The organism is Herbaspirillum chlorophenolicum (assembly GCF_001189955.1).
Lineage (GTDB): Bacteria > Pseudomonadota > Gammaproteobacteria > Burkholderiales > Burkholderiaceae_D > Herbaspirillum > Herbaspirillum chlorophenolicum.
The window spans coordinates 1-22,511 of the sequence record NZ_LFLT01000036.1 but is presented as its reverse complement, the minus strand read 5'-3'; the positions used below and the strand labels follow the sequence as shown (position 1 = coordinate 22,511).

Sequence of the window (22,511 nt, the reverse complement as noted above, 5' to 3'; positions counted from 1 at the left end):
CAGCGGCTTGAACGAAAGCGGTAACAGTGCGCCAGTCAACGCGGCTGGTACAGATAGATGAACGCATCCACCGCGCGCTCGGTCGAGGCCTGCAATTCGGCGGCCTGCGGCGAAGTCACCACATTGAGCATGCGCGCCTCCACCCATTCGGCCTCCACCAGCGCACGGAACTGCAGCGCGGCAAGCCAGGCGTCACCCTTGTGCAGCTTGCCTTGCTCCATCTTCACCTTGAGGAAGTCGGCGATGCGCTGCCAGCCGCGCTTGGGTCCGCGCTCGTAGAGCATCGGACCGAGGTCGGACTTGCCGGCGTAATACATGCCCAGGCGTTTGACCGCCACCACATCCGGCTTGAGGACAATATCGAGATAATGCCGCGCCAGCCGCAGCAAGCCCAGTCGCACATCGTCCTCATCGTTCAGCGCGGTGAAGGCCTGTTCGAACTGGCAGCCGACCTGCTTGAGCATCACTTCGACGAAGATCTCTTCCTTCGAAGTGAAGTAGTTGTACAGCGTGGCCTTGGAGCCGCCGATGCGGGCCGAGATCTCCGCCATCGAGGCACCCTCGAAACCGATTTCGTTGAACACTTCCGCGGCGACATCGATCATCGCCTGCCGGCGCTCTTCACTTTTCTTGCGCATGCCTTTTCCTGGGTTGCGTAGTCGCTGCCTGCTCTCCCTACCTTCGGGCAACTTTCCTGACTTTTACACTTATCGTGCCAAGCCGCAATTATAGGCGCAGATGGACGACAAAGCCGCCAAATTCACCGACAAAAACCATGCGTAGCAGAATCGCCATAGATGCGAGCAATTTTTCGCAATTCCCCTTGACGCGTCTAAAACCTCAATACTATACTGTACTGTACAGTTTAAAATCATCGTTGTCATCCACATCCATGAACATTACAGACACCCCCGCCCTTCGTGCGGCGACGCCAGGCTTTGCCGTCGCCGCACCGGCCGGACGCCGTCTGCACCGCACCGCGCTGGCTTCGGCCGCCGCCCTGCTGGCGCTGACGCTGGCCGGCTGCGCCTCCTTTACCGACCTTGGTCCGCGCGCCGAACCCAAGGCCATCGACAGCTACCAAAGCGGCCAGATGCTGGCCAGCGCCACGCCCCTGGCAGCATGGCCGGCCGACCAATGGTGGCTTGCCTATGGCGATGGCCAGTTGAATGCGCTGATCGGCGAAGCGCTGCAAGGCGCCCCTTCAATGGCAGTAGCCCGCGCCCGCCTGCTCAAGGCCGAAGGCGCGGCACAGCAGCAAGGCGCGGCGCTGTATCCGGACGTCAGCGCCAACGCTTCGCTCAATCACGTGAAGCAGTCCTATAACGACGGCATCCCGCCCGCCTTCGTACCCCAGGACTACAACAACGAAACCCGCGCCACGCTGGACTTCAGCTACGAGATCGACTTCTGGGGCAAGAACCGCGCCGCACTGGCGGCGGCCACCTCCGAGCTGGAAGCGGCCCGCGCCGACGCCGCCCAGGCGCGCATCACGCTGGGCACTTCGATCGCCTCGGCCTATGCCGAACTGGAACACCTGTACACGCAGCGCGACACCAACGAAGCCGCATTGAAGGTGCGTGTCGAATCGCTCGACCTGTTCAACCAGCGCTATGCCAATGGCCTGGAAACGCTCGGCTCGGTCAAGCAGATGGAGGCGCGCCGCGCCATGGCCGAGGCCGACCTGCGCGCCACCGATGAATCGATCGCACTCCAGCGCAACAAGCTGGCCGCGCTGGCCGGTGCCGGACCGGACCGCGGCCTGCTGCTGGTGCGCCCGAAGGTGGACATGAGCAAGCCGTTTCAATTGCCGGACCAGATCCCCGTCAACCTGCTGGGCCGCCGCCCCGACATCGTCGCCGCGCGCTTGCGCGCCGAAGCTGCCGGCAAGCAGATCAAGGTGGCGCGTGCCGCCTTCTATCCCAACGTCAACCTCAAGGCCTACTTCGGCTTCCAGTCGCTGGGCATCGACATGCTGACCAGCCGCGGCTCCGACATCGGCAGCATCGGCCCGGCCATCTCGCTGCCGATCTTCAATGGCGGCCGCCTGCGCGGCCAGTTCCGCTCGGCCAGCGCCAGCTATGACGAAGCCGTGGCCAATTACGACCAGGCCGTGACGCAGGCGCTGCAAGACGTGGCCGACGTCACCGTCAGCGAAAAAGCGCTGTCCGGACGGCTCGAAAAAGTCCAGCTCGCCGCCGATGCCGCCGAAGAGGCTTACCGCATCGTCAGCAACCGCTACAACGGCGGCCTGGCCAATTACCTGGATGTGCTCAACGCGCAGGACACGCTGATCACCAACCTGCGCGAACTCTCTAACCTGCGCTCGCGCATGTTCACCCTTGACGTCGCACTGGTGCGCGCGCTTGGCGGCGGCTACAGCGGCAGTAACGACAGCGGCACATCCCACACGACAGATACGCAAGCGAAAGGTTAATCATCATGTCCCACAGCGACGCACAGGCAACCCAAACCATGGCGGCGGATGACGCGGCCAAGCAACGCGCTGACGCAGCAGCGGCAGCACAAAAGCGCAAGAAGCTCTTTTCCATCTTCGGCGGCGTGATTGCCATTGCCGGCATCGGCTATGGCGCCTACTGGTACCTGATCGGCTCGCGCTACGTCGAGACCGACAACGCCTACACCGCCACCGAAATCTCGGTGCTCACGCCGGCCATCAACGGCATCGTGGCCGACGTCAAGGTGGTGGACACGCAAGCCGTCAAGAAGGGCGACGTACTGGTCGCCATCGACGACTCCGACGCCAAGCTGGCGCTGGCCCAGGCCGAAGCGGATCTCGACCGCACCGAACGCCGCGTCAAGGGCTTCTTCGCCAACGATGCCGGCCTGGCCGCGCAAGTGCTGGCGCGCGAAGCCGAACAAAAGCGTGCAGCCGCACAACTGCTGTCGGCCCAGGCCGACATGAAGCGCGCCGAAATCGACTTGCAGCGCCGTGAAGCGCTGGCCAAGTCCGGCTCGGTCTCCGGCGAGGAACTGAGCAACGCGCGCACCGCACTGTTGAATGCCCAAGCCAGCCTGAAGGCGGCTGAAGCCAGTGAAGTGCAGTCGCGCGCCAACACCAAGGCGACCCTCGGCGCGCAAAAGGCCAGCACCGTGCTGACCGCCGACACCACCGTCGACAACAACCCCGAAGTGCTGCTGGCGCGCGCCAAACGCGACCAGGCCAAGCTGGACCTGGAACGCACAGTGCTGCGCGCCCCGCTGGACGGCGTGGTCGCACGCCGCCAGGTGCAGGTCGGCCAGCGCGTGCAGACCGGCGCCAACCTGCTGTCGGTGGTGCCGCTGCAACAGATGCACGTGGACGCCAACTTCAAGGAAGGCCAACTGACCAAGGTCAAGATCGGCCAGCCGGTCACCATGAAGGCAGACATCTACGGCGGCTCGGTGGAATACCACGGCGTGGTGACCGGCCTGTCCGGCGGTACCGGTTCGGCCTTCGCGGTGATCCCCGCGCAAAACGCCACCGGCAACTGGATCAAGGTGGTGCAGCGCCTGCCGGTGCGCATCTCGATCGATCCCAAGGAGCTGGCGCAGCGTCCGCTGTCGGTAGGCCTGTCGATGGTGGTCGAGATCGATACCCGCGGCCAGGTCCAGGCCGGCGACGCTCTCCCCAAGACCGCGCAGAATGCCAGCGGCAAGGCAGCCGCGCTGTAAGCGGCGCGTGACAAGACAAGAAGAGGTTTTCCATGTCATCCACTGTTAGCGCAGATGCAGGATCGCTGCCTGCGCCCAAGCCGGTGCCAGCGCCGGGCCTGTTCGATGCCCCGCTGACCGGCGGCAAGCTGGTCGGCGCCGGCATCCTGCTGGCGGCAGCCAATTTCATCGCGGTGCTCGACACCACCATCGCCAACGTCTCGGTATCGACCATCGCCGGCTCGCTTGGCGCCTCCACCAGCCAGGGCACCTACGTCATCACCTCGTACGCGGTGGCCGAAGCCATCACGGTTCCCCTGACCGGCTGGCTGGCCAACCGCTTCGGCACGGTGCGCGTGTTCATCCTGTCGATGGTGATGTTCGGCCTGTTTTCGGCGCTATGCGGCCTGGCCAATTCGCTGGGTATGCTGATCGCCTTCCGCGTGCTGCAAGGCCTGGCCGGCGGCCCGCTGATGCCGCTTTCGCAAACCCTGCTGCTGCGCATCTTCCCCAAGGAAAAGGCGCCTGCCGCCATCGGGCTGTGGGCCATGACCACGCTGGTGGCGCCCATCGCCGGCCCGATCCTGGGCGGCGTGCTGTGCGACCAGTACAGCTGGCCCTACATCTTCTGGATCAACGTACCGGTAGCGCTGGTATGCGGCTATATCGGCTGGCGCATGCTCAAGCGCTATGAAACCACCACCGCCAAGCTGCCGATCGACCGCATCGGGCTGATCCTGATGGTGGTCTGGGTCGCCGCGCTGCAATTCATGCTGGACGAAGGCAAGGAAAAAGACTGGTTCGCCTCCACCGAGATCGTGCTGCTGGCGGTAGTAGCCGTGGTGTTCTTCATCGCCTTCCTGATCTGGGAGCTGACCGAAAAGAACCCCATCGTCGACCTGCGGGTGTTCCGCCACCGCGGCTTCACTGCCAGCGTGACAACCATCTGCCTGGCCTTCGGCGCCTTCTTCGGCTCGGTGGTACTCACGCCGCTGTGGCTGCAGGGCTACATGGGCTACACCGCGACGTGGTCAGGCTGCGTCTCGGCGCTGACCGGCATCCTGGCAGTGATGACCGCGCCCATGGTGGCCAAGATGTCGACCACCGTGGACGCCCGTAAGCTGGTCTGCATCGGCGTGGTCTGGCTGGGCACGATGACCTTCGTGCGCGCCTTCAATACCACCGACATGTCGATGTTCCAGATCGGCTGGCCGCTGTTTCTTCAAGGTATCGGGCTGCCGCTGTTCTTCGTCCCGTTGACCGGCCTGGCGCTGTCCTCCGTGAACCCGGAAGAAACCGCCTCGGCGGCCGGCCTGATGAGTTTCTGCCGCACCATGTCCGGCGCCATCGCCACGTCCATTGTCAATACCAGCTGGGAGAACGATGCCACCTACTTCCATGCCGAGCTGTCCGGCCTGGTGGACAGGATGGGCGATGCCGTCAACACGCTGACCGCCTCCGGCATGCCGGCCGACCAGGCCACCGCCTCGCTGGCGCAGACCGTGCAGAACCAGGCCATCATGCTGGCCACCAACCACATCTTCATGATGGCCGCGATCTCGTTCTCGCTGGCCGCCATGGCGGTCTGGCTGGCGCCCAAGCCGACGCGGGTAGCCGATACCTCGGCGGCGCACTGATTTTTACCGGTCCCCCTACAGTCCGGGGTCTCTCCCCTTCTCCGGGCTGGGCAGGTGGTTGCGCAAGCGACCGCCTGTTTTTTTGTCACGACGAAACCTCAGAAATAGGGGATTTGCGATTTCACGACACTTTTCCCCTCCCATTTTTCCCGTTCGACTGAAGTTGACCGATGTGCTCGATATACGGATCAGCGCTACCGTGATGCACAGCAGTAACGATCACGCACTATCGACTTAATCTCTGCCCCTTTCCCCGCAGAAGAACATTCGCTCCGCACCTCGCTTGGCTGCACCGCCCCATTGCGCGTACAATCCCACCTCATGCATGCGGACCCAGGTCCGCATTTTTGATTTATGGCATGCCGGGCGCAGCGCTTTCCGCTACCGCCCGGCCAGCCTTCCCTGCCGCCAGCTGTGGGCGCTTCTTGCGCCACGGCGAGCCCGGCAAACGCAATCCCTAACACGCAATACCCGAGCTTCGGGACCGGAACCAATAGCCTGATGACCAAAGACCTCGCCGCCCATACGCCGATGATGCAGCAATACCTGCGCATCAAGGCCGACCATCCGCAGACCCTGCTGTTCTACCGGATGGGCGACTTCTATGAACTGTTTTTCGACGACGCCGAGAAGGCCTCGCGCCTGATGGGCGTGACGCTGACCCAGCGTGGTTCTTCCAACGGCACGCCGATCAAGATGGCCGGCGTGCCGTTCCACTCCGTCGAGCAATACCTGGCGCGCCTGATCAAGCTGGGCGAGTCGGTGGCAATCTGCGAGCAGATCGGCGACCCGGCCACCAGCAAGGGACCGGTCGATCGCAAGGTGGTGCGCGTAGTCACCCCCGGCACACTGACCGACTCCGACCTGCTGCCGGAAAAGGCCGAACGCTGCCTGCTGGCGATGCAGATCGCCGGCGGCCGCCCACGCAAGCAAGTGCAGGTCGGCCTATCGTGGCTGTCGATGGCCAGCGGCGCATTGAAGCTGATGGAGTTCACGGTCGATGCCAATGTGCTGGAAACCCGCATCAAGCAGGAACTGGAACGCATCTCGCCGGCCGAAATCCTGATCGCCGACAGCCAGCTGGAACAATGCGAATCGCTGCTGCCCAATCGCGCCGTGACTGTGCCCGACTGGCATTTCGACCAGCCCAGCAGTGAGAAGGCCTTGCTGGAGCAATTGTCGGTAGCGACGCTGGACGGCTTCGGCGCGCAAGGCCTGACGACGGCCATCGGCGCCGCCGGCGCGCTGCTGCGCTATGCGCAATCCACGCAAGGCCGCGGCCTGCAGCATGTGCGCGCACTTACTGTCGAATCGGAAAACGAATTCATCGGCCTGGATGCAGCCACCCGCCGCAACCTTGAACTGACCGAGACCATCCGCGCCCAGGATGCCAATGCGCTGGCGCCGACGCTGTTCTCCACGCTCGACCATTGCCGCACCGCGATGGGTTCGCGCCTGCTGCGCCACTGGCTGCACCACGCATTGCGCGATCAGGCCGTGGCGCGCGCGCGCCACGCCGCCATCAATGCGCTGATGCGCACCGATGCCTGCTCGGGCCTGTCGGCCACGCTGGCGGCAGTGCCCGATATCGAACGCATCACCACCCGCATCGCCCTGCTGTCGGCGCGCCCGCGCGACCTGGCGGGCTTGCGCGCCGGCCTGCAGCAGCTTGGCTCGCTGCGCGCCTACGTCGACATGTGCGCGCGCGATGCCGATGCGCCGCTGCTCAAGCAATTGCATGAAGCGCTGGCCACACCAGTGGAATGCCTGGACCTGCTGGAACGCGCCATCATGCTGGAACCGGCTGCGATGGTGCGCGACGGCGGCGTGATCGCGCGCGGCTACGATGCCGAGCTGGACGAACTGCGCGGCCTGTCGGAAAACGCCGGCCAGTACCTGCTGGATCTGGAAGCGCGCGAACGCGCGCGCACCGGCATCGCCAACCTGCGCGTCGAATACAACAAGGTGCACGGCTTCTACATCGAAGTCACCAACGGCCAGAGCGACAAGGTGCCGGAGGATTACCGCCGCCGCCAGACGCTCAAGAACGCCGAGCGCTACATCATCCCCGAGCTCAAGGCCTTCGAGGACAAGGCGCTGTCGGCGCAGGAACGTTCACTGTCACGCGAGAAATTCCTGTACGAACAGCTGTTGAACGACATGGCGCCGCATATCGTGACGCTGCAGGCCATCGCCCATGCGCTGGCCCAGCTCGACACGCTGGTGGCGCTGGCCGACCACGCCGCGCGCAACAACTGGTGCGCGCCGCAGCTGGTGGCCGAACCTTGCATCCAGATCGAACAGGGTCGCCACCCTGTGGTGGAAAACCAGATCGAGCGCTTCATCGCCAACGACTGCCAGTTGGCCGCCGAACGCAAGCTGCTGCTGATCACCGGCCCCAACATGGGCGGTAAGTCGACCTTCATGCGCCAGGTGGCGCTGATCACGCTGCTGGCCTATGTCGGCAGTTTCGTGCCGGCGACTGGTGCGGTGATCGGCCCGATCGACCGCATCTTCACCCGCATCGGCGCGGCCGACGACCTGGCCGGCGGCCGCTCCACCTTCATGGTCGAAATGACCGAATCGGCCGCCATCCTCAACAACGCCAGCGAACATTCGCTGGTGCTGATGGATGAAGTCGGGCGCGGCACTTCGACCTTCGACGGCCTGGCACTGGCCTGGGCCATCGCCAAGCACCTGATCGATGTGACCCGCAGCTTCACGCTGTTTGCCACCCACTATTTCGAGCTGACGCAACTGCCGGAAATCCACCCGACCGCTGCCAACGTACACTTGTCGGCAGTCGAGCATAAGGACACCATCGTGTTCCTGCATGCAGTGCAAAGCGGCCCGGCTTCGCAGAGCTACGGCCTGCAAGTGGCGCAGCTGGCCGGCGTGCCGGCGCCGGTAATCCGCGCCGCGCGCAAGCACCTCTCCGCGCTGGAAAGCCAGTCCATGCAGCCGACGCCGCAATTCGACCTGTTCAGTACCCAGCAATTCATCGAACGCGACGAAGAACCGGTGCACACTGCCGCACAGGAGGGGGATGGGATAACGGCTGAACAAGCGCCGCCCATTGCAGTCGAACCGGATCCGCAAGCGCAAGCCGTACTGCAGTCGCTGGGGCAAATCGACCCCGATGCGCTGACCCCGCGCCAGGCGCTGGATGCGCTCTACAAACTGAAGGAACTGAGCCGGAACAACTGACCTGGTGGCTTGACCGCAGACCGAAACCGATGCCGAACCGACAATGACACGCTTCCTGCCCACTGCCCTGCTTGCCGTTGCCGCTGCCCTGGCGGCATGGCCGGCATCGGCAGCGCCGCAAGACTTCGCTTTCGGCATGATCAGCCATGCGTTTGCCGGCGGCAGTGGAGAAGAACCCTTGCGCCGGGCAATTGCCGAAACCGATGCCGACAATCTGGCCTTCGTCGTGGTCAACGGCATCAAATCGCCTTCCGAGCCTTGCGACGATGCGCTGTACAGCCAGCGGCATGACATCCTCTCGCACGCGCAAAATGGCGTGATCATGTCGCTGGCCGCCAGCGACTGGATTTCCTGCCGAGACCACGAACAACGTTCCGACGCCATCGAGCGCCTGGCGCGCATGCGCGAACTGTTCTACACCGGGGAATTCTCTTTCGGCGCCAGCAAGCTGCCGCTGCTGCGCCAATCGCTCACGGCCAAGTTCCGCAGCTATGCAGAGAATTCGCGCTGGGAGGTCGGCAACGTCCTGTTCGCCACCGTCAACCTGCCGGCCGGCAACAACCACTTTTTGCTCGACGGCGGCCGCAACAACGAGTTCGAAGACCGCCTGATCGCCAACCGCAACTGGCTGCAGCACTTGTTCGCCTTCGCTGCCCTGAAAAAGTCGGCCGCCATCGTGTTCTTCACCGACGGTAATCCCTTTGGCTCGCCCCCAAAGCGCTCCTTTTTCCGTACCCAGCGCGACGGTTTCGCCGAGATGCGCCGCACCTTCTCCGATCTGGCCGGCAAGTACCGGGGCCGGGTACTGGTCGTGCATGGCGAAACCATAAAGAACAAGGCCCCGCCGCATATCCTGTGGAGCGGCAACCTGGGCAGCGTAGGCACGGGAGAGCGCTGGCTGAAGATCGTGGTGGACGACCATCTGCCGCAATTGTTTGCGGTGGCCGATGCGGATGGCGAACGGCGCTGAACTCGCATTTCCCCGGCATGTTCCGGGATCTGAACAGGTCCCCGCTCCCGGAAAGCAAAACGCCCGCAGCAAATGCTGCGGGCGTTTTCATTTGAAGCGAGCCGGAGTCCGGATCAGCTCAGCGGGTGGCTGCGGAAATGGTCGCCGTCTTCACCGGCATCGTCATCATGATGGTGATGATGTCCATGCGGGCCATGCACGTGGCCGTGGGTAATTTCCTCTTCGGAGGCGGCACGCACTTCCGTCACGGACAATTCAAAGCGCAGCGCGATGCCGGCCAGCGGATGGTTGCCATCCAGCACGGCCTTGCCGTCGGCTACTTCGGTGACGGTGAAGATGACCGATTCTTCGCCATCATCGTCCGGCGAGCCTTCGAACTGCATGCCGACTTCGGTTGGCTGCGGCAGGCGCGACAGCGGTTCGATCTTGACCAGGTTGGAGTCGTACTCGCCGAAGGCATCTTCCGGCTCGACCTGGATGGTGGTGTTGAAACCGGTTTCCTTGCCGTCCAGCGCTTCTTCGATCTTGGGCAGCGTGTTCTGGTAACCGCCGTGAAGGTAGACCATCGGCTCGCTGCTTTCCTCGATCAGGTTGTTTTGCGCGTCCGACAATTTGTATTTCACGGAGACTACGGTGTTCTTTGCGATTTTCATCGTATGGGTCCTTTACTAACGGTATTGGGTGCGGGAGCGGCCTGCCATGCTTTCAATGCCGCTTTCTGCGGCGCTTGCCGTTCATGGCTGGGCATAGTGGGGCCAAAGAGCATTCCCCCTTGCCATTCCCGCGCGGCAAGGACTCTTCTTAAATCAAAGCTCGATAAATCAAAGCGGGATTATACCTGCATCAAACTGCACCGCCTTTGCGCCGTTCTATAATGTCGCCATGGAAAAACTTGCCCTGCTCGGCGGCCTCACGCCCGCCCAATTCCTGCGTGACTACTGGCACAAGAAACCACTGCTGATCCGCCAGGCCATTCCCGGCTTTCAGGCGCCGCTGCCGCGTGCAGAACTGTTCGACCTGGCCAGGAGGGACGACGTCGAGTCGCGCCTGATCACGCACCGCCCGGATGGCTGGGACATGCAACACGGCCCCATCGCCAAACTGCCCGCACTCAAGCAAAAAGCATGGACGCTGCTGGTGCAAGGCGTGAACCTGCATCACCCCGATGCCGATGCGCTGCTGCGCCGGTTCCGCTTCATCCCCGACGCGCGCCTGGACGACCTGATGATCAGCTATGCCAGCGATGGCGGTGGCGTCGGTCCGCACTTCGATTCCTATGACGTGTTCCTGCTGCAGGCGCATGGCCAGCGCCGCTGGCGCATCAGCGCACAGGACGACCTGTCGCTGGAAGATGGCGTGCCGCTGAAAATATTGAGCAACTTCCAGCCGGAAGAAGAATTCGTGCTCGAACCGGGCGACATGCTCTACCTGCCGCCGCACTACGCGCACGACGGCACCGCAGTCGGCGAATGCATGACGTATTCCATCGGATTTCGCGCGCCGGCCTACCAGGAACTGGGCGAGTCCTTCCTCGACTTCATGATGGACACCATCGACCTGCCCGGCCGCTATGCCGATCCCGACCTCAAGCACAGTGCCAACCCGGCAGAACTGCCGACCGGCATGATCGGCCGCATGCGAGACGAATTGAACAAGATCCGTTTCACCGACGACGACATCACCATTTTCCTCGGCCAGCACTTGTCGGAACCCAAACCCAGCGTGTTCTTCGAACCGCCCGCCGAGCAGTTATCGTTTGCTCGCTTTTTCCAGGGCGCGAAAAAGCGCGGATTGGCATTGCATCGCAAATCGCAGATGCTCTATCGCGGTTCGAACGTGTTCATCAACGGCGAGTCGTTCCAGGTCGGACGCGCCGACAAAACCATCCTCATGAAACTGGCCAACCATCGCCGGCTGGAAAAATCGGAATTCGCAGACGCCTCGGAAGACCTGCTCGAAGCCCTGCATCAATGGCATGAAAGCGGGTGGATAGAGTTCTCTTGATTTGCTTCAAAATCTCCCCAAAACACACCGGATTGACCATTCGACAATCGACGGAAAACGGCTTGGATAAAGGCCCTCCGGCCTCATGGTTTTAATTGTAAGAACTTACAAATTCTTACGAAAAAGAATGATTTCGGTGTGATTTCGGCAAAAAATAGCTATAATGACGGGCTGGAAAGTTTTCGTTGTCCGAGCAAGTTTCGGCAGTAAAAAGAAGCAAGAACCGAAACGAAACCGCAAGGTTTCCAAGTACGGCGAGAGCCTCCTGTAGAGCGATAATTACCGGTAATTATTCATCGCACAATTTTTAAATATTGAAGGAATATTCATGAAAAAGACTCTGTTGATCGCTTCGTTGTTGGCTGTTGCCCTGGCTGCTTGCGGTAAGAAGGAAGAAGCTCCTGCACCAGCACCTGCTGCTGAAGCACCTGCTGCTGCACCTGCAGCTGCTGAAGCTCCTGCTGCTGCGCCTGCCGCTCCTGCTGCTGACGCCGCTGCTGCTCCTGCTGCTGACGCCGCCAAGCCGGCTGACGCTGCTCCTGCTGCTGACGCTGCTAAGCCAGCTGACGCTGCTCCGGCAAAATAATCATCAGATTATTTTCAAAAAACCGGTCTCAGGACCGGTTTTTTTTCGTCCGCAATTTTGTCCATGCATCTCTCCGATCACCATCGGCAGATCAGGCGGCGCACAAAGGTCCCTCCTATCCTTCAATAGAACAGCCCTGACGCATTTTTACGGCCAGGACACCCTTCTTCCTCACCAGCCCTGACAAAGTCCTGACATGCGCATTTAGCGCCCTTCACGGCCCCTTCACTTCCGTTTAATCCAGTCACTGCCCATTTGGCTTCTTGCCCTCAATGCCTGCATGAGAATTCCTGCCTTTGTATCGGGATAGGAAAAAGACATCGGATATCGGCAAGCCGAAGGTGCAACCCGACATGAAATCGCAACAGAATGTTTCAGGGATGTTTTCGACAAAGCTGACAGACAACTGACCTGCTCGCTTTTTCTTTACACGTCGAGCCAGCCGAAACCCTCGTCCTGGCAGGCGATATCGATACCACCGAAGCTGCTGCCAAGGATGCTCTCCAAGGCTGCGCGGGCCAGTTCGGGAGTATTGTTCTGGCGGCTCAAGTGAGCGCCGACCACATGCTTGAGGCGGCTCTTGTCGAGCAACTGCAGGATCTCGGCGCTGGTTTCATTGGCCAGGTGTCCATACGCCCGACCGATGCGGCGCTTGAGAAAAGCCGGATAAGAAGAATTCTCCAGCATGGCGCGATCGTGATTGCATTCGAGAAGAAGCGAATCGCAGGCGCCCAATGCCTGGATCATGTGCGATGTCGATTGCCCGGCGTCAGTCAGCACACCAAGGCGCCGGTCGCCATCGCTCGCGATGTATTGGATTGGTTCGCGTGCGTCGTGCGGCACGGTGTAGGGAGTGAGTTCAAGGTCGCCGATGGCGATCTTCTGGCCGTCTGCGCACAATTGGATGTCGACATCGGCGGCATGGTCCGCGATTGCCTGATAGGTTCCGTAGCTGAGCCAGACAGGAATACGGTAACGGCGTGCGAACTTGAATACGCCGCTGACATGATCGGAATGTTCGTGGGTCACCACGATGGCGGAAATATCCGAAGGATCGATGCCGGCGCGCAGCATGCGCCTTTCGGTCTCGCGCAAAGCAAAGCCGCAGTCCAGCATCACGGTCGTCCCCGCATTGGGACGATCTGAGCCGGCTGCGGCCGAAATCAGCAGCGCATTGCCTTCGCTGCCGCTACCGAGGCTCGCGAACTTCATGTGCGGCCCCGATAACGCATTGCCATTACATCGACTTACTTCAGCTGGTCGTTCAACAGACCGAGGATCTTGTCAGCGGTATCGGAGACCTCAGGCTTGCCTTCGCCGTTCTGGACCACGATGTTGCTGCTGTCGCCGCTGCCCTTGACCACGATGCGGTACTTGGCGGCGGTCTTGTCCTTATCCTTGGAGCTGGAGAAGATGCGCGAGAAGAAGCCCTGATCCTTCTTGTCCTTGGCGTCCTGGTTCTGGTCGACATAGCGCACGAAATAGGTACCTTGGGTGCGGTCGCGGTCTTCCACTGTGAAGCCGACACGGTCCAGTGCCAGGCCGACGCGGCGCCATGCGCGGTCGAAACTTTCATCGACCTGGACGCTGGAACCGGAAGTGCTCTTCAACAGCTTGGAACGCGCCTGCAGCGACGGGGCATTGGCCACGGCAGCCTTGGCCTTGGTTTCTTCGGCGCCCAGGCGCACCATCAGGCGCGCCAGGAATTCAGCTTCCAGGCCCGGGTCGGACGGACGCGCGGTCCATACCGAGGTTTCCTTGGCCGAGCCGGTCAGCACTTCTTCGGCGCCGCGGTGGCTGATGAAGATTTCAGTGGTGCCGTTCGGGCCGCGCTCCAGGCGGGTGCGGAACTTGTCGCGTTCGCCGGTCGAGTACAGTGAGTCGAATACCTTGCCCAGTGTGTTGCGCACGAAGTCTTGCGGGATCTTGGCGCGGTTTTCAGCCCAGTCGGTTTCCATCACGCCGGTGTCCGGCGATTCGATGTTGATCAGGAAACCGCTGTCCTGCCAGAAATCCTTGATCTGCGGCCACAGGACTTCGGGCGACTGCTTGACCACCAGCCAGCGCTGGGTGCCGTCGCGCTCGATGCGGATGTCGCTGCCGTTGGCTTGCGGCGCCACGGAGGCGACTTCAGCCGTCGGCTTGGTCTGTTGCTCCAGCGTATAGCCGGAAGCGGTAGCCACGCCCTTGTTTGCCTCGGGGATCGAATAGCGGTTGTCGCGCTGGAGCTGAGTCAGGTCGGGAGGGACTTCCAGTCGTGGGCCGCGAGCCTTTTCCGCGCTCTTGTAATCGATACGGTCGCCTTCGAGTATGCTGCCAACCGACGAGCATCCTGCGAGTGCCGCGAGAGCCAGTGCGACGACGATGCTGCGTTGGGTAAGAGTACTGTACGCGGTGCGGACTACAGGACGAACGTTCTTGCGATTAGTCATATCGTTACTATTGAAAGCGGGATCGTTTTTCAGAAGACGGCCGAAGCAGCCAAGTCCGTTATTTTAATACACCCGACTCGCGCAAAGCCGCGCGCACGGTATCGTGGAAGCCGGCGCCCAGCGGCGCCAGCGGCAAGCGCATGCCGGAACCGATCAAACCCATCTCCTGCATGGCCCACTTCAGCGGCACCGGATTGGGTTCGACAAACAGTTTGTTATGCAATGGCAGCAGCTTGTTGTTCAGTTCGACCGCACGCGCGATGTTGCCGCCCATGGCAGCCACGCACAGTTCATGCATGTCGCGCGGCGCGACGTTGGCGGTAACCGAGATGTTGCCGGCGCCACCGTACAGCATGAGAGCAATCGCGGTCGGGTCGTCGCCGGAATAGATGGCGAACGATTTCGGCGCCAGGCGAATCAGGTCGGTGCCGCGGCCGATGTTGCCGGTGGCGTCCTTGACGCCGACGATGCCCTTCACTTGCGCCAGGCGCAGGATGGTTTCGTTGCTCATATCGGCCACGGTGCGGCCTGGCACGTTGTACAGGATGACCGGCAGGTCGACCGACTCGGCAATCTTCTTGAAGTGAAGATACATGCCTTCCTGGGTCGGGCGATTGTAGTAAGGCACGACCTGCAGCGAAGCGTCGGCGCCGATCTTCTTGGCGAACTCGGTCAGTTCGATGGCCTCAGCCGTCGAGTTGCCGCCGGTGCCGGCGATGATGGGAATGCGTTTGGCAGTATGCTCCACCGCGACCTTGATCAGTTCGCAGTGTTCTTCCATCGAAACAGTGGGCGACTCGCCGGTAGTGCCGACGATGACGATGCTGTCGGTTCCCTCGGCGATGTGCCAGTCGATCAGTTTGCGCAGGCCGTCGAAATCGAGGCTGCCGTCCGGATGCATGGGAGTGACGATTGCAACAATGCTACCCTTGATCATGATGTGCGTACTTTTGAAGTATGGTCAGAAATAAAAGACCGATTGTAGCGGATAGAGGCCGGGATCGGTCAATTCGCGGGGCGGATAGATGAAAGCGGAAGTAAAAAAACCGGACCGGACGTAAGCTTTCCGGCATGTGGACAAGGGCTGCACAGCCCTTTCCGCTTCGGCATCAATACCCCAGCCCCATCGACTCGCGCACGTCGCGCATGGTGTCTTGCGCCAATTTACGCGCCTTTTCGCAGCCATCGGCCACAATCGCCCGCACCAGGGACGGGTCGTCCAGGTAAGGCTGCGCCCGTTCCAGCATCGGTTGCTGCTCTTGCAAGATGGCATCGATTACCGGCTGCTTGCATTCCAGGCAACCGATCCCGGCTGAACGGCACCCCTTGGCAGCCCATTCCTGCACCTGAGGCGGAGAATACACCATGTGGAATTGCCATACCGGGCATTTGTCCGGATCTCCGGCATCGCTGCGGCGCACGCGCTGCGGGTCGGTCGGCATGGTGCGCACCTTTTTCGTGACCGATTCCTTGTCTTCGCGCAGGGCGATGGCATTGCCGTAGCTCTTGGACATCTTGGCGCCATCCAGCCCCGGCAGGCGCGACGCTTCCGTCAGCAGCGCCTGCGGCTCGGTCAGGATCAGCTTGCGGCTGCCTTCGAGGTAGCCGAACAAACGCTCACGGTCGATCATCGACAGGTTCTGCGCATCGTCCAGCATCGCCTTGGCCTGCTCCAGCGCTTCGTCATCGCCCTTCTCCTGGAATTGCGTGCGCAGTTCCAGATACAGCTTGGAGCGCTTGCCGCCCAGTTTCTTGACGGCCGCGCGGGCCTTCTCTTCGAAACCCTTTTCCTTGCCGTACAGGTGGTTAAAGCGGCGCGCGATCTCGCGCATGATTTCGATATGCGGCACCTGGTCCTCGCCTACCGGCACCTGGCTGGCGCGGTAGATCAGCACATCGGCGGCCTGCAGCAATGGATAACCGAGGAAGCCGTAGGTCGCCAGGTCGCGGTCGGACAGCTTTTCCTGCTGGTCCTTGTAGGTCGGCACGCGCTCCAGCCAGCCCAGCGGCGTGGCCATCGACAGCAGCAGGTGCAGCTCGGCATGCTCGGGCACGCGCGACTGGATGAACAGGGTCGACTGCGAAGGGTCGACGCCGGCAGCGAGCCAGTCGATCACCATTTCCCAGGTACTGGTTTCGATGACGGACGGATCGTCGTAGTGGGTGGTCAACGCATGCCAGTCTGCGACGAAGAACAGGCAAGGCAATTCGGATTGCAACTTCACCCAGTTCTTCAGGGCGCCGTGATAGTGGCCCAGATGCAGCGCGCCCGTGGGGCGCATGCCGGAGACGACTCGGTCAGGATACATGGCGGTGGCTGTGTTCTTGGCAGTGGCTGTTCAATGGAACAGGAAAGTGATCGGGTACGTAATCAGTTGCAGCAACAGGCTTGCGGCATACATGACCGGCGCCATCCACCAAGTGTAGATCACCTTGAGGAGCACCAGCGCCATCACGATGAAAAAGCCGTAGGGTTCGATCTGCGCGAATTTATACGCATATTTGTTCGGCAACAGGCTGGTCAGCACGCGTCCGCCGTCCAGCGGCGGGATCGGGAACAGGTTGAAGGCAAACATGACCAGGTTGGTCAGCACGCCGGCCTTGGCCATGAGCATGAAGAACTCCTCTTGCACGCCGCCCAGCACCAGCCCGTAGATCACCAGCGTCCACAGCAGCGCCATCAGGAAATTGGCGCCCGGCCCGGCCAGCGCCACCCAGGCCATGTCGCGCTTAGGACGGCGCAAATGGCCGAAATTGATCGGCACCGGCTTGGCATAGCCGAACAGGAAGGCGCCGCTGGTAGCGAAATACAGCAGTACCGGGATCAGGATGGTGCCGAAGGGGTCGATGTGCTTGAGCGGATTGAGGCTCATGCGCCCCATCGAATACGCCGTGTTGTCACCGAAAAACTTTGCCGCGTAGGCGTGCGCTGCCTCGTGCAGTGTAATGGCGAACAAAACGGGAAGCGCATACACCGCGACAGTCTGGATGAGATCGTTCATGGGCGGGGATTTTATCAGAGAGGCAAGACCGGGCCGGGGAAATTCCAAAACTTCGGAACCCGGCCCTGCTGGGGAATTGCGGACAGGCGCTCAGGCCGCCTGCAGGCCGAAGATACTGGCATCGCCCCGACCCTGGCGCACCAGCACCACTTCGTTGTCATCGGTGAGGTCGATCACCGTGGTGGGCTCCAGGCTGCAGGCCCCGCTGTCGATCACCAGTTCGATCTGCTTTTCCAGCTGGGCGCGGATGTCGTCGGCGTTGGTCAGCGGCAATTCGTCGTCCGGCAGGTTCAGGGTGGTGCCCAGGAGCGGCTGGCCCAGCTCTTCCAGCAGCATGTGGGCGATACGGTTCTGCGGCACGCGCAGGCCGATGGTCTTGCGCGAGGGGTGGGAAAGGCGGCGCGGGACTTCCTTGGTGGCCTCCAGAATGAAGGTATAGGCGCCCGGCGTGGCGGCCTTGAGCAAGCGGTACTGGCGGTTGTCGACCTTGGCGTACTGGGAAATTTCAGACAAGTCGCGGCACAGGAGCGTCAGATGATGCTTGTCGTCCACGCCGCGGATACGGCGCACGCGTTCGACTGCGTCCTTGTTGTCCAGCTGGCAGACCAGCGCATAGCAGGAATCGGTCGGCAAGGCGACCACCCCCCCCTTGTGGATGATCTGCGCCGCCTGCTTGATCAGGCGCAATTGAGGATTGTCGGGATGGATTTCGAAAAACTGACTCATGACATCACTTTCAACTCATATCCGAAAAATGCAAAACGGCGGTGTCGCCACCGCCGTTCCTGTCGCTTGCTTATGTTAACGCTGGCCGCGCAGGGCCGCGATACGCTGCTCCAACGGCGGGTGCGTCGAGAACAGCTCCATGATGCCCGGCTTGTCGCTGATGCCCATGGCCGCCATCGACTGCGGCAGGCCGGCGGGACTGGAGCCGCCCAGTCGCGCCAGTGCCTGGATCATCGGCTGCGGGCTGCCCAAGAGGCGCGCCGAGCCGGCATCGGCACGGAATTCGCGCTGGCGCGAGAACCAGGCCACGATGATCGAGGCGCCGATACCGAATACGATCTGGCACACCATCACGGTCACCATATAGCCGATACCGGGACCGGAATTATCATTATTGCGGCGCAAGGCCGAGTCGACAAAATAACCGACTACGCGCGAAAGGAAGACCACGAAGGTGTTCACCACGCCCTGGATCAGCGTCATGGTCACCATGTCGCCATTGGCGATGTGGGCGACTTCGTGGCCCAGCACCGCTTCCACCTCGTCCTTGGTCATGCTTTGCAAGAGCCCGGTGGACACCGCCACCAATGCCGAGTCGCGGAAGGCGCCGGTAGCAAAGGCATTGGGTTCGCCATCGTACACCGCCACCTCGGGCATGCCGATACCGGCGCGCTGGGCCAGCGTGCCGACGGTCTGGACCAGCCAGACCTCGGTACCGTTGACCGGCGTTTCAATCACGCGCGCGCCGGTCGACCACTTGGCCATGCTCTTGCTCATCAGCAAGGAAATAATCGACCCGGTGAAGCCGACCACCAGCGAAAACACCAGCAGCATCGGCAGGTTCAGGCCGGCCTGTGTGAGGAAGCGATCCACGCCCAGCAACGACAAGATGACGCTCATCACAACCAGCACGGCAATGTTGGTCGCAATAAACAGCAAGATTCGTTTCATTGGGAAAACTCCTATCGGGAAAGTGGTTATTAGATAGGATTCTCTACCGGAAATTCAAGAGTTGGCAACAGCCGGCTTACAAGCCCCAGTCATGCCACACAGGCGTAAGGCCCTTGGGCAACGGCGGCAAACCGCCCAAATCGACCCGCGATTCGCCCGGGCCGTGGAAATCGGACCCCATCGAGGCCAGGAAACCGTAACTGCGCGCTATCTGCGCATATTCCTCGTATTGCTCCGGCGTATGGCTGCCGGTATTGACTTCGATGGCGGCGCCGCCCAATTGCTTGAATTCGTCGAACAACGCGCCGAATTGCGTTTGCGTATATTTGTAGCGCCCCGGGTGGGCGATCACCGCCACGCCGCCGGCGCCGCGTATCCAGTCCACCGATTCCTTCAGCGTGGCCCAGCGATGAGGCACGTAGCCCGGCTTGCCCTCGGTGAGATAATTGGCAAATACCTCTCTGGTATCGGCGCAGTGCCCTGCTTCGACCATGTAACGTGCGAAGTGCGTGCGCGAGATCAAATCCGGGTTGCCGACATGCTTGAGCGCGCCGTCGAAGGTGCCGCAGATGCCAACCTTTTCCAGCTCGCTCGCGATCTCGCGCGCACGGCGCTCACGGCCGTTACGCGTGGCGGCCAAACCCTCGATCAGCGTACGATTGGTTTCATCGACCCGCAATCCCACGATATGCACCGTTTGCCCGGCCCAGGTGATCGAGATTTCCACGCCGGCCACGTAGTGCATGCCCAGTGCCTCGGCCTCCGCCCTCGCGCGCGCCACACCGCCCAGTTCATCGTGGTCGGTCAGCGCCCATACATCCACGCCATTGGCTTTGGCGCGCGCCGCCACCCCTTCCGGCGGCAACAGGCCGTCGGAGACGTTGGAGTGGCAATGCAGGTCGAACTTGAGCTGGGACATAAGGATAGAGCAGGCTGGATACCGGGCTGGTCGCTTATGGCCACCACCGGTCAGACAAGCTGCAAAACAGGCTGGAAACGTTATCCATTGTACCGCGCATCGACGTGCGGCGTCGCCGCACGAAGACGCAATGCCACGGCACGGCAGCCTCAGGCCGGCTGGGCCAGGAAGCGTTCGATCAGCGTCGCCAGCAGCTCAGGCTGGTCGTGGTGCAGCATGTGGCCGGCGTCACCGACCATCTCTACCTGCACCTTCGGAATGAAGCCGATGCGGCGATCGATTTCGTCGCGCATCAACGCATGCTGGCCGAAGAAGCGCCAGATGTCGCTCTCCTTGGCTTCGATCCAGAGCACCGGCGCCGCGATGCGGCTCCAGCAGGCCGTCATTTCATCGACCCGGTAGAGGATGGGGCTGACCTGCTTGTGCGCCGGATCGCCCAGTATCTGCCAGAGGCCGGCCGCATCCTGCGCCGCCCAATGCGGCGCCAGGAAGGCGGCGCGCTCGTCGGACAGCCGCGCATTGTTCTTTTGCAGCCGTGCCGCCACTTCTTGCAGCGAATCGTAGCCACGCATGAGCGGACGGTTGCGCACCTCGTCCATCCATTGCGCGAAGCGGCCCGGCGCCTGCTCGGCCTTGGCCGAAGGCAGGCCCAGACCTTCCAGGTTGATCAGCCGGCGGATACGCTGCGGCCGCACGCCGGCATACAGGGAGGCGACATTGCCGCCCATGCTGTGGCCCAGCAAGTCGATGGCCTCCTCGCCCGCATAGTGCGCCAGGATGGCGTCGAGATCCGCCAGGTAATCGGGGAACCAGTAGGAATCGGCATGGGTGCGTTCAGACAAACCGAAACCACGCCAATCGGGGGCGATCACATGCCAGTCGCCCTGCAGCGCATCCACCATGAACTGGAACGAGGCCGAGACATCCATCCAGCCATGCAGCATGAAGATCTTCGGCGCGCCGGGATTGCCCCAGTGGCGCACGTGGTAGCGCAGGCCGCGCACCTGCAGGAATTCCGATCGGGATGGTTTATCGTTGGCGCGAGGCTGGGTCATGGTCGTCTCTGTCGTGCTGCATGGATGAAGCAGCAGAGTATAGACAAATTAGAACGATCGTGCGTGAAGTGCGCATATCGGCGCCTAAGCCGCTTATTGCAGGAAACGCCCCAGGTCGAAGGTGGACTCCTTGCCGATACGCGCAAAATTCTGCTCCAGCCACTCCGATGCCCGCTCGCGTCCCTGCTGGTGCAGGCTGCGGATAAAGCTGGCTTGCGTATTGAGCTTGGAGAGGTTGGTCAATTGCTCCATCAGCTCATTGGCGTCGATCATGTGCATGTTGAGCTGGCGCAGGCGCCGCTCCAGCGAACCGAAGGCCACCGCGGAATTCTCAGCCTCGCGCTTGGCCAGCGCCAGTGCGCTCAGTTCGGTGAAGAATGCCGAGCTGAAGCTGATCTCGGAGAGACGCTGGCCGATGTCATGGCTGGTGGCCGGCGTACCCGCACGCCGGCTAGGATGCAGCAGCACCACCATCACGTCGCGCGCGGAACAGGCATGCAGCAACGGAAAGATCGGTGGATTGGCGGTCAAGCCGCCATCCCAATAGGCCTCGCCATCGATCTCGATCGGCCGATGGAATGAAGGCAAACAAGCCGAAGCCAGTAGCACATCTACCGACAGATCACGGTTACGGAAAATCTTCAGGATGCCGGTGCTGACCTGGGTCGCGGCGATGAACAGCTTGACATCGCGCTGCTCGCGCAGCCGTTCGAAATCGACCTGCTCGATGAGGATGTCGCGCAGGGGATTGATGTCCAGCGGGTTCAACTGTGTAGGGGAGAAAAAGCGCGTCATCGCCAGCAAGGTCCGCATGCCCGGGATGGGAGCGGGATTGGCCACGGCCGCAGCGACATCGGGCTGGATGAAATCGAAGGGCTCGCGTGTCGAGAGGCTGGTCCAGAAACGTTCCAGCGCGGCACGCGCGCCTTCACGGCCATCCTGCACATAGCCTTGCGTCATCACCACAGCGTTCATGGCGCCTGCAGAAGCGCCGCTGATACCCTCGAACGCGAGGCGGCCATCTTCCAGCAAACCGTCCAAAACGCCCCAGGTGAAGGCGCCGTGCGAACCGCCGCCTTGCAGGGCCAGACTGACAATCTTGTTTTGCATGATGTCCTTTCGAGACTCAATGTCCTCCCGCCGGATACACTATTGTCCTGCCGATATGTCATTTTTCTGTCATCGGACAAGTTTATGCTGCACTGCACTAAGCATGGTATAACACACCAGAGCGTGTTATGTACTCTTTCAGCCCCCGCGTTCGGATGAGAAGGGGTGCAGTGCAAGGCGCGGTGCGCCGCGCAGGGTGGTGCCCTGCGCAAGCGCCGCAACGCCGCAATGCGCCCCTTCTCATCCGAACCCTCCGGG

The 22,511-nt window shown here is 61.8% G+C and carries 19 protein-coding genes; 7 read left to right on the top strand and 12 right to left on the bottom strand.

Translation table 11 applies throughout. The annotated features are described in order from the left end of the window. Positions 1 to 35: 35 nt before the first annotated feature. Positions 36 to 638, bottom strand: a complete 603-nt coding sequence (locus AKL28_RS18370; protein WP_050469605.1) for a TetR/AcrR family transcriptional regulator — start codon at positions 636 to 638, stop codon at positions 36 to 38. Between the two features lie 254 nt (positions 639 to 892). Between AKL28_RS18370 and AKL28_RS18365 the strand changes: the two genes are divergently transcribed. The 5 genes from AKL28_RS18365 (at position 893) to AKL28_RS18345 (ending at position 9,468) form a co-directional block, all read left to right on the top strand. After that, the gene (locus tag AKL28_RS18365) at positions 893 to 2,437 is read left to right on the top strand and encodes an efflux transporter outer membrane subunit (RefSeq protein WP_082221568.1); all 1,545 of its coding nucleotides are present in this window, start codon (positions 893 to 895) and stop codon (positions 2,435 to 2,437) included. 5 nt (positions 2,438 to 2,442) lie between these two features. Further along, on the top strand, positions 2,443 to 3,675 hold the full coding sequence (locus AKL28_RS18360) for an HlyD family secretion protein (protein WP_050469604.1): 1,233 nt from the start codon (positions 2,443 to 2,445) through the stop codon (positions 3,673 to 3,675). Between the two features lie 32 nt (positions 3,676 to 3,707). Beyond that, complete coding sequence (locus AKL28_RS18355; RefSeq protein ID WP_174525355.1) at positions 3,708 to 5,291, top strand: DHA2 family efflux MFS transporter permease subunit; 1,584 nt, start codon at positions 3,708 to 3,710, stop codon at positions 5,289 to 5,291. Between the two features lie 501 nt (positions 5,292 to 5,792). Further along, a complete protein-coding gene (mutS, locus tag AKL28_RS18350) occupies positions 5,793 to 8,498 on the top strand; it encodes a DNA mismatch repair protein MutS (RefSeq protein ID WP_050469603.1) in 2,706 nt (901 codons plus the stop codon). 43 nt (positions 8,499 to 8,541) lie between these two features. After that, positions 8,542 to 9,468, top strand: coding sequence for a hypothetical protein (locus AKL28_RS18345; protein WP_156226399.1), 927 nt, complete (start codon positions 8,542 to 8,544; stop codon positions 9,466 to 9,468). Between the two features lie 113 nt (positions 9,469 to 9,581). Here AKL28_RS18345 and AKL28_RS18340 read toward each other — a convergent pair whose 3' ends face one another. After that, complete coding sequence (locus AKL28_RS18340) at positions 9,582 to 10,121, bottom strand: FKBP-type peptidyl-prolyl cis-trans isomerase (protein ID WP_050469602.1); 540 nt, start codon at positions 10,119 to 10,121, stop codon at positions 9,582 to 9,584. 229 nt (positions 10,122 to 10,350) lie between these two features. Between AKL28_RS18340 and AKL28_RS18335 the strand changes: the two genes are divergently transcribed. Both AKL28_RS18335 and AKL28_RS25110 read left to right on the top strand, forming a co-directional pair. Beyond that, positions 10,351 to 11,472, top strand: coding sequence for a cupin domain-containing protein (locus AKL28_RS18335; RefSeq protein ID WP_050469601.1), 1,122 nt, complete (start codon positions 10,351 to 10,353; stop codon positions 11,470 to 11,472). A 328-nt stretch (positions 11,473 to 11,800) separates the two neighbouring features. Then, positions 11,801 to 12,058 carry a hypothetical protein gene (locus tag AKL28_RS25110; RefSeq protein ID WP_082221567.1) on the top strand — a complete coding sequence of 86 codons (258 nt, stop codon included), beginning with the start codon at positions 11,801 to 11,803 and terminating at the stop codon, positions 12,056 to 12,058. Between the two features lie 426 nt (positions 12,059 to 12,484). Here AKL28_RS25110 and AKL28_RS18325 read toward each other — a convergent pair whose 3' ends face one another. The 10 genes from AKL28_RS18325 to AKL28_RS18280 form a co-directional block, all read right to left on the bottom strand. Then, on the bottom strand, positions 12,485 to 13,270 hold the full coding sequence (locus tag AKL28_RS18325; protein ID WP_050469599.1) for an MBL fold metallo-hydrolase: 786 nt from the start codon (positions 13,268 to 13,270) through the stop codon (positions 12,485 to 12,487). Between the two features lie 35 nt (positions 13,271 to 13,305). Beyond that, a complete protein-coding gene (gene bamC, locus AKL28_RS18320) occupies positions 13,306 to 14,490 on the bottom strand; it encodes an outer membrane protein assembly factor BamC (RefSeq protein WP_050469598.1) in 1,185 nt (394 codons plus the stop codon). 58 nt (positions 14,491 to 14,548) lie between these two features. Then, a complete protein-coding gene (gene dapA, locus AKL28_RS18315) occupies positions 14,549 to 15,427 on the bottom strand; it encodes a 4-hydroxy-tetrahydrodipicolinate synthase (protein WP_050469597.1) in 879 nt (292 codons plus the stop codon). Positions 15,428 to 15,599: 172 nt separating this feature from the next. After that, a complete protein-coding gene (locus AKL28_RS18310; protein ID WP_050469596.1) occupies positions 15,600 to 16,799 on the bottom strand; it encodes a tryptophan--tRNA ligase in 1,200 nt (399 codons plus the stop codon). Positions 16,800 to 16,829: 30 nt separating this feature from the next. Beyond that, complete coding sequence (locus AKL28_RS18305) at positions 16,830 to 17,492, bottom strand: site-2 protease family protein (protein ID WP_050469595.1); 663 nt, start codon at positions 17,490 to 17,492, stop codon at positions 16,830 to 16,832. 90 nt (positions 17,493 to 17,582) lie between these two features. Further along, a complete protein-coding gene (locus AKL28_RS18300; RefSeq protein ID WP_050469594.1) occupies positions 17,583 to 18,218 on the bottom strand; it encodes an L-threonylcarbamoyladenylate synthase in 636 nt (211 codons plus the stop codon). Positions 18,219 to 18,293: 75 nt separating this feature from the next. Further along, on the bottom strand, positions 18,294 to 19,169 hold the full coding sequence (htpX, locus tag AKL28_RS18295; protein WP_050469593.1) for a protease HtpX: 876 nt from the start codon (positions 19,167 to 19,169) through the stop codon (positions 18,294 to 18,296). 76 nt (positions 19,170 to 19,245) lie between these two features. Next, positions 19,246 to 20,088 (bottom strand): 3',5'-nucleoside bisphosphate phosphatase, encoded by an 843-nt coding sequence (locus AKL28_RS18290; RefSeq protein ID WP_050469592.1) that lies wholly within the window; start codon positions 20,086 to 20,088, stop codon positions 19,246 to 19,248. Between the two features lie 149 nt (positions 20,089 to 20,237). Further along, positions 20,238 to 21,143 carry an alpha/beta fold hydrolase gene (locus AKL28_RS18285; RefSeq protein WP_050469591.1) on the bottom strand — a complete coding sequence of 302 codons (906 nt, stop codon included), beginning with the start codon at positions 21,141 to 21,143 and terminating at the stop codon, positions 20,238 to 20,240. 93 nt (positions 21,144 to 21,236) lie between these two features. Beyond that, the gene (locus AKL28_RS18280) at positions 21,237 to 22,253 is read right to left on the bottom strand and encodes a patatin-like phospholipase family protein (RefSeq protein ID WP_050469590.1); all 1,017 of its coding nucleotides are present in this window, start codon (positions 22,251 to 22,253) and stop codon (positions 21,237 to 21,239) included. Positions 22,254 to 22,511 lie beyond the last annotated feature (258 nt).

Excerpts from the sequence above, each read along its gene's own strand:
- AKL28_RS18370 (WP_050469605.1), bottom strand. The coding sequence starts at position 638 with ATGCGCAAGAAAAGTGAAGAGCGCCGGCAGGCGATGATCGATGTCGCC.
- AKL28_RS18365 (WP_082221568.1), top strand. The coding sequence starts at position 893 with ATGAACATTACAGACACCCCCGCCCTTCGTGCGGCGACGCCAGGCTTT.
- AKL28_RS18360 (WP_050469604.1), top strand. The coding sequence starts at position 2,443 with ATGTCCCACAGCGACGCACAGGCAACCCAAACCATGGCGGCGGATGAC.
- AKL28_RS18355 (WP_174525355.1), top strand. The coding sequence starts at position 3,708 with ATGTCATCCACTGTTAGCGCAGATGCAGGATCGCTGCCTGCGCCCAAG.
- mutS (WP_050469603.1), top strand. The coding sequence starts at position 5,793 with ATGACCAAAGACCTCGCCGCCCATACGCCGATGATGCAGCAATACCTG.
- AKL28_RS18345 (WP_156226399.1), top strand. The coding sequence starts at position 8,542 with ATGACACGCTTCCTGCCCACTGCCCTGCTTGCCGTTGCCGCTGCCCTG.
- AKL28_RS18340 (WP_050469602.1), bottom strand. The coding sequence starts at position 10,121 with ATGAAAATCGCAAAGAACACCGTAGTCTCCGTGAAATACAAATTGTCG.
- AKL28_RS18335 (WP_050469601.1), top strand. The coding sequence starts at position 10,351 with ATGGAAAAACTTGCCCTGCTCGGCGGCCTCACGCCCGCCCAATTCCTG.
- AKL28_RS25110 (WP_082221567.1), top strand. The coding sequence starts at position 11,801 with ATGAAAAAGACTCTGTTGATCGCTTCGTTGTTGGCTGTTGCCCTGGCT.
- AKL28_RS18325 (WP_050469599.1), bottom strand. The coding sequence starts at position 13,270 with ATGAAGTTCGCGAGCCTCGGTAGCGGCAGCGAAGGCAATGCGCTGCTG.
- bamC (WP_050469598.1), bottom strand. The coding sequence starts at position 14,490 with ATGACTAATCGCAAGAACGTTCGTCCTGTAGTCCGCACCGCGTACAGT.
- dapA (WP_050469597.1), bottom strand. The coding sequence starts at position 15,427 with ATGATCAAGGGTAGCATTGTTGCAATCGTCACTCCCATGCATCCGGAC.
- AKL28_RS18310 (WP_050469596.1), bottom strand. The coding sequence starts at position 16,799 with ATGTATCCTGACCGAGTCGTCTCCGGCATGCGCCCCACGGGCGCGCTG.
- AKL28_RS18305 (WP_050469595.1), bottom strand. The coding sequence starts at position 17,492 with ATGAACGATCTCATCCAGACTGTCGCGGTGTATGCGCTTCCCGTTTTG.
- AKL28_RS18300 (WP_050469594.1), bottom strand. The coding sequence starts at position 18,218 with ATGAGTCAGTTTTTCGAAATCCATCCCGACAATCCTCAATTGCGCCTG.
- htpX (WP_050469593.1), bottom strand. The coding sequence starts at position 19,169 with ATGAAACGAATCTTGCTGTTTATTGCGACCAACATTGCCGTGCTGGTT.
- AKL28_RS18290 (WP_050469592.1), bottom strand. The coding sequence starts at position 20,088 with ATGTCCCAGCTCAAGTTCGACCTGCATTGCCACTCCAACGTCTCCGAC.
- AKL28_RS18285 (WP_050469591.1), bottom strand. The coding sequence starts at position 21,143 with ATGACCCAGCCTCGCGCCAACGATAAACCATCCCGATCGGAATTCCTG.
- AKL28_RS18280 (WP_050469590.1), bottom strand. The coding sequence starts at position 22,253 with ATGCAAAACAAGATTGTCAGTCTGGCCCTGCAAGGCGGCGGTTCGCAC.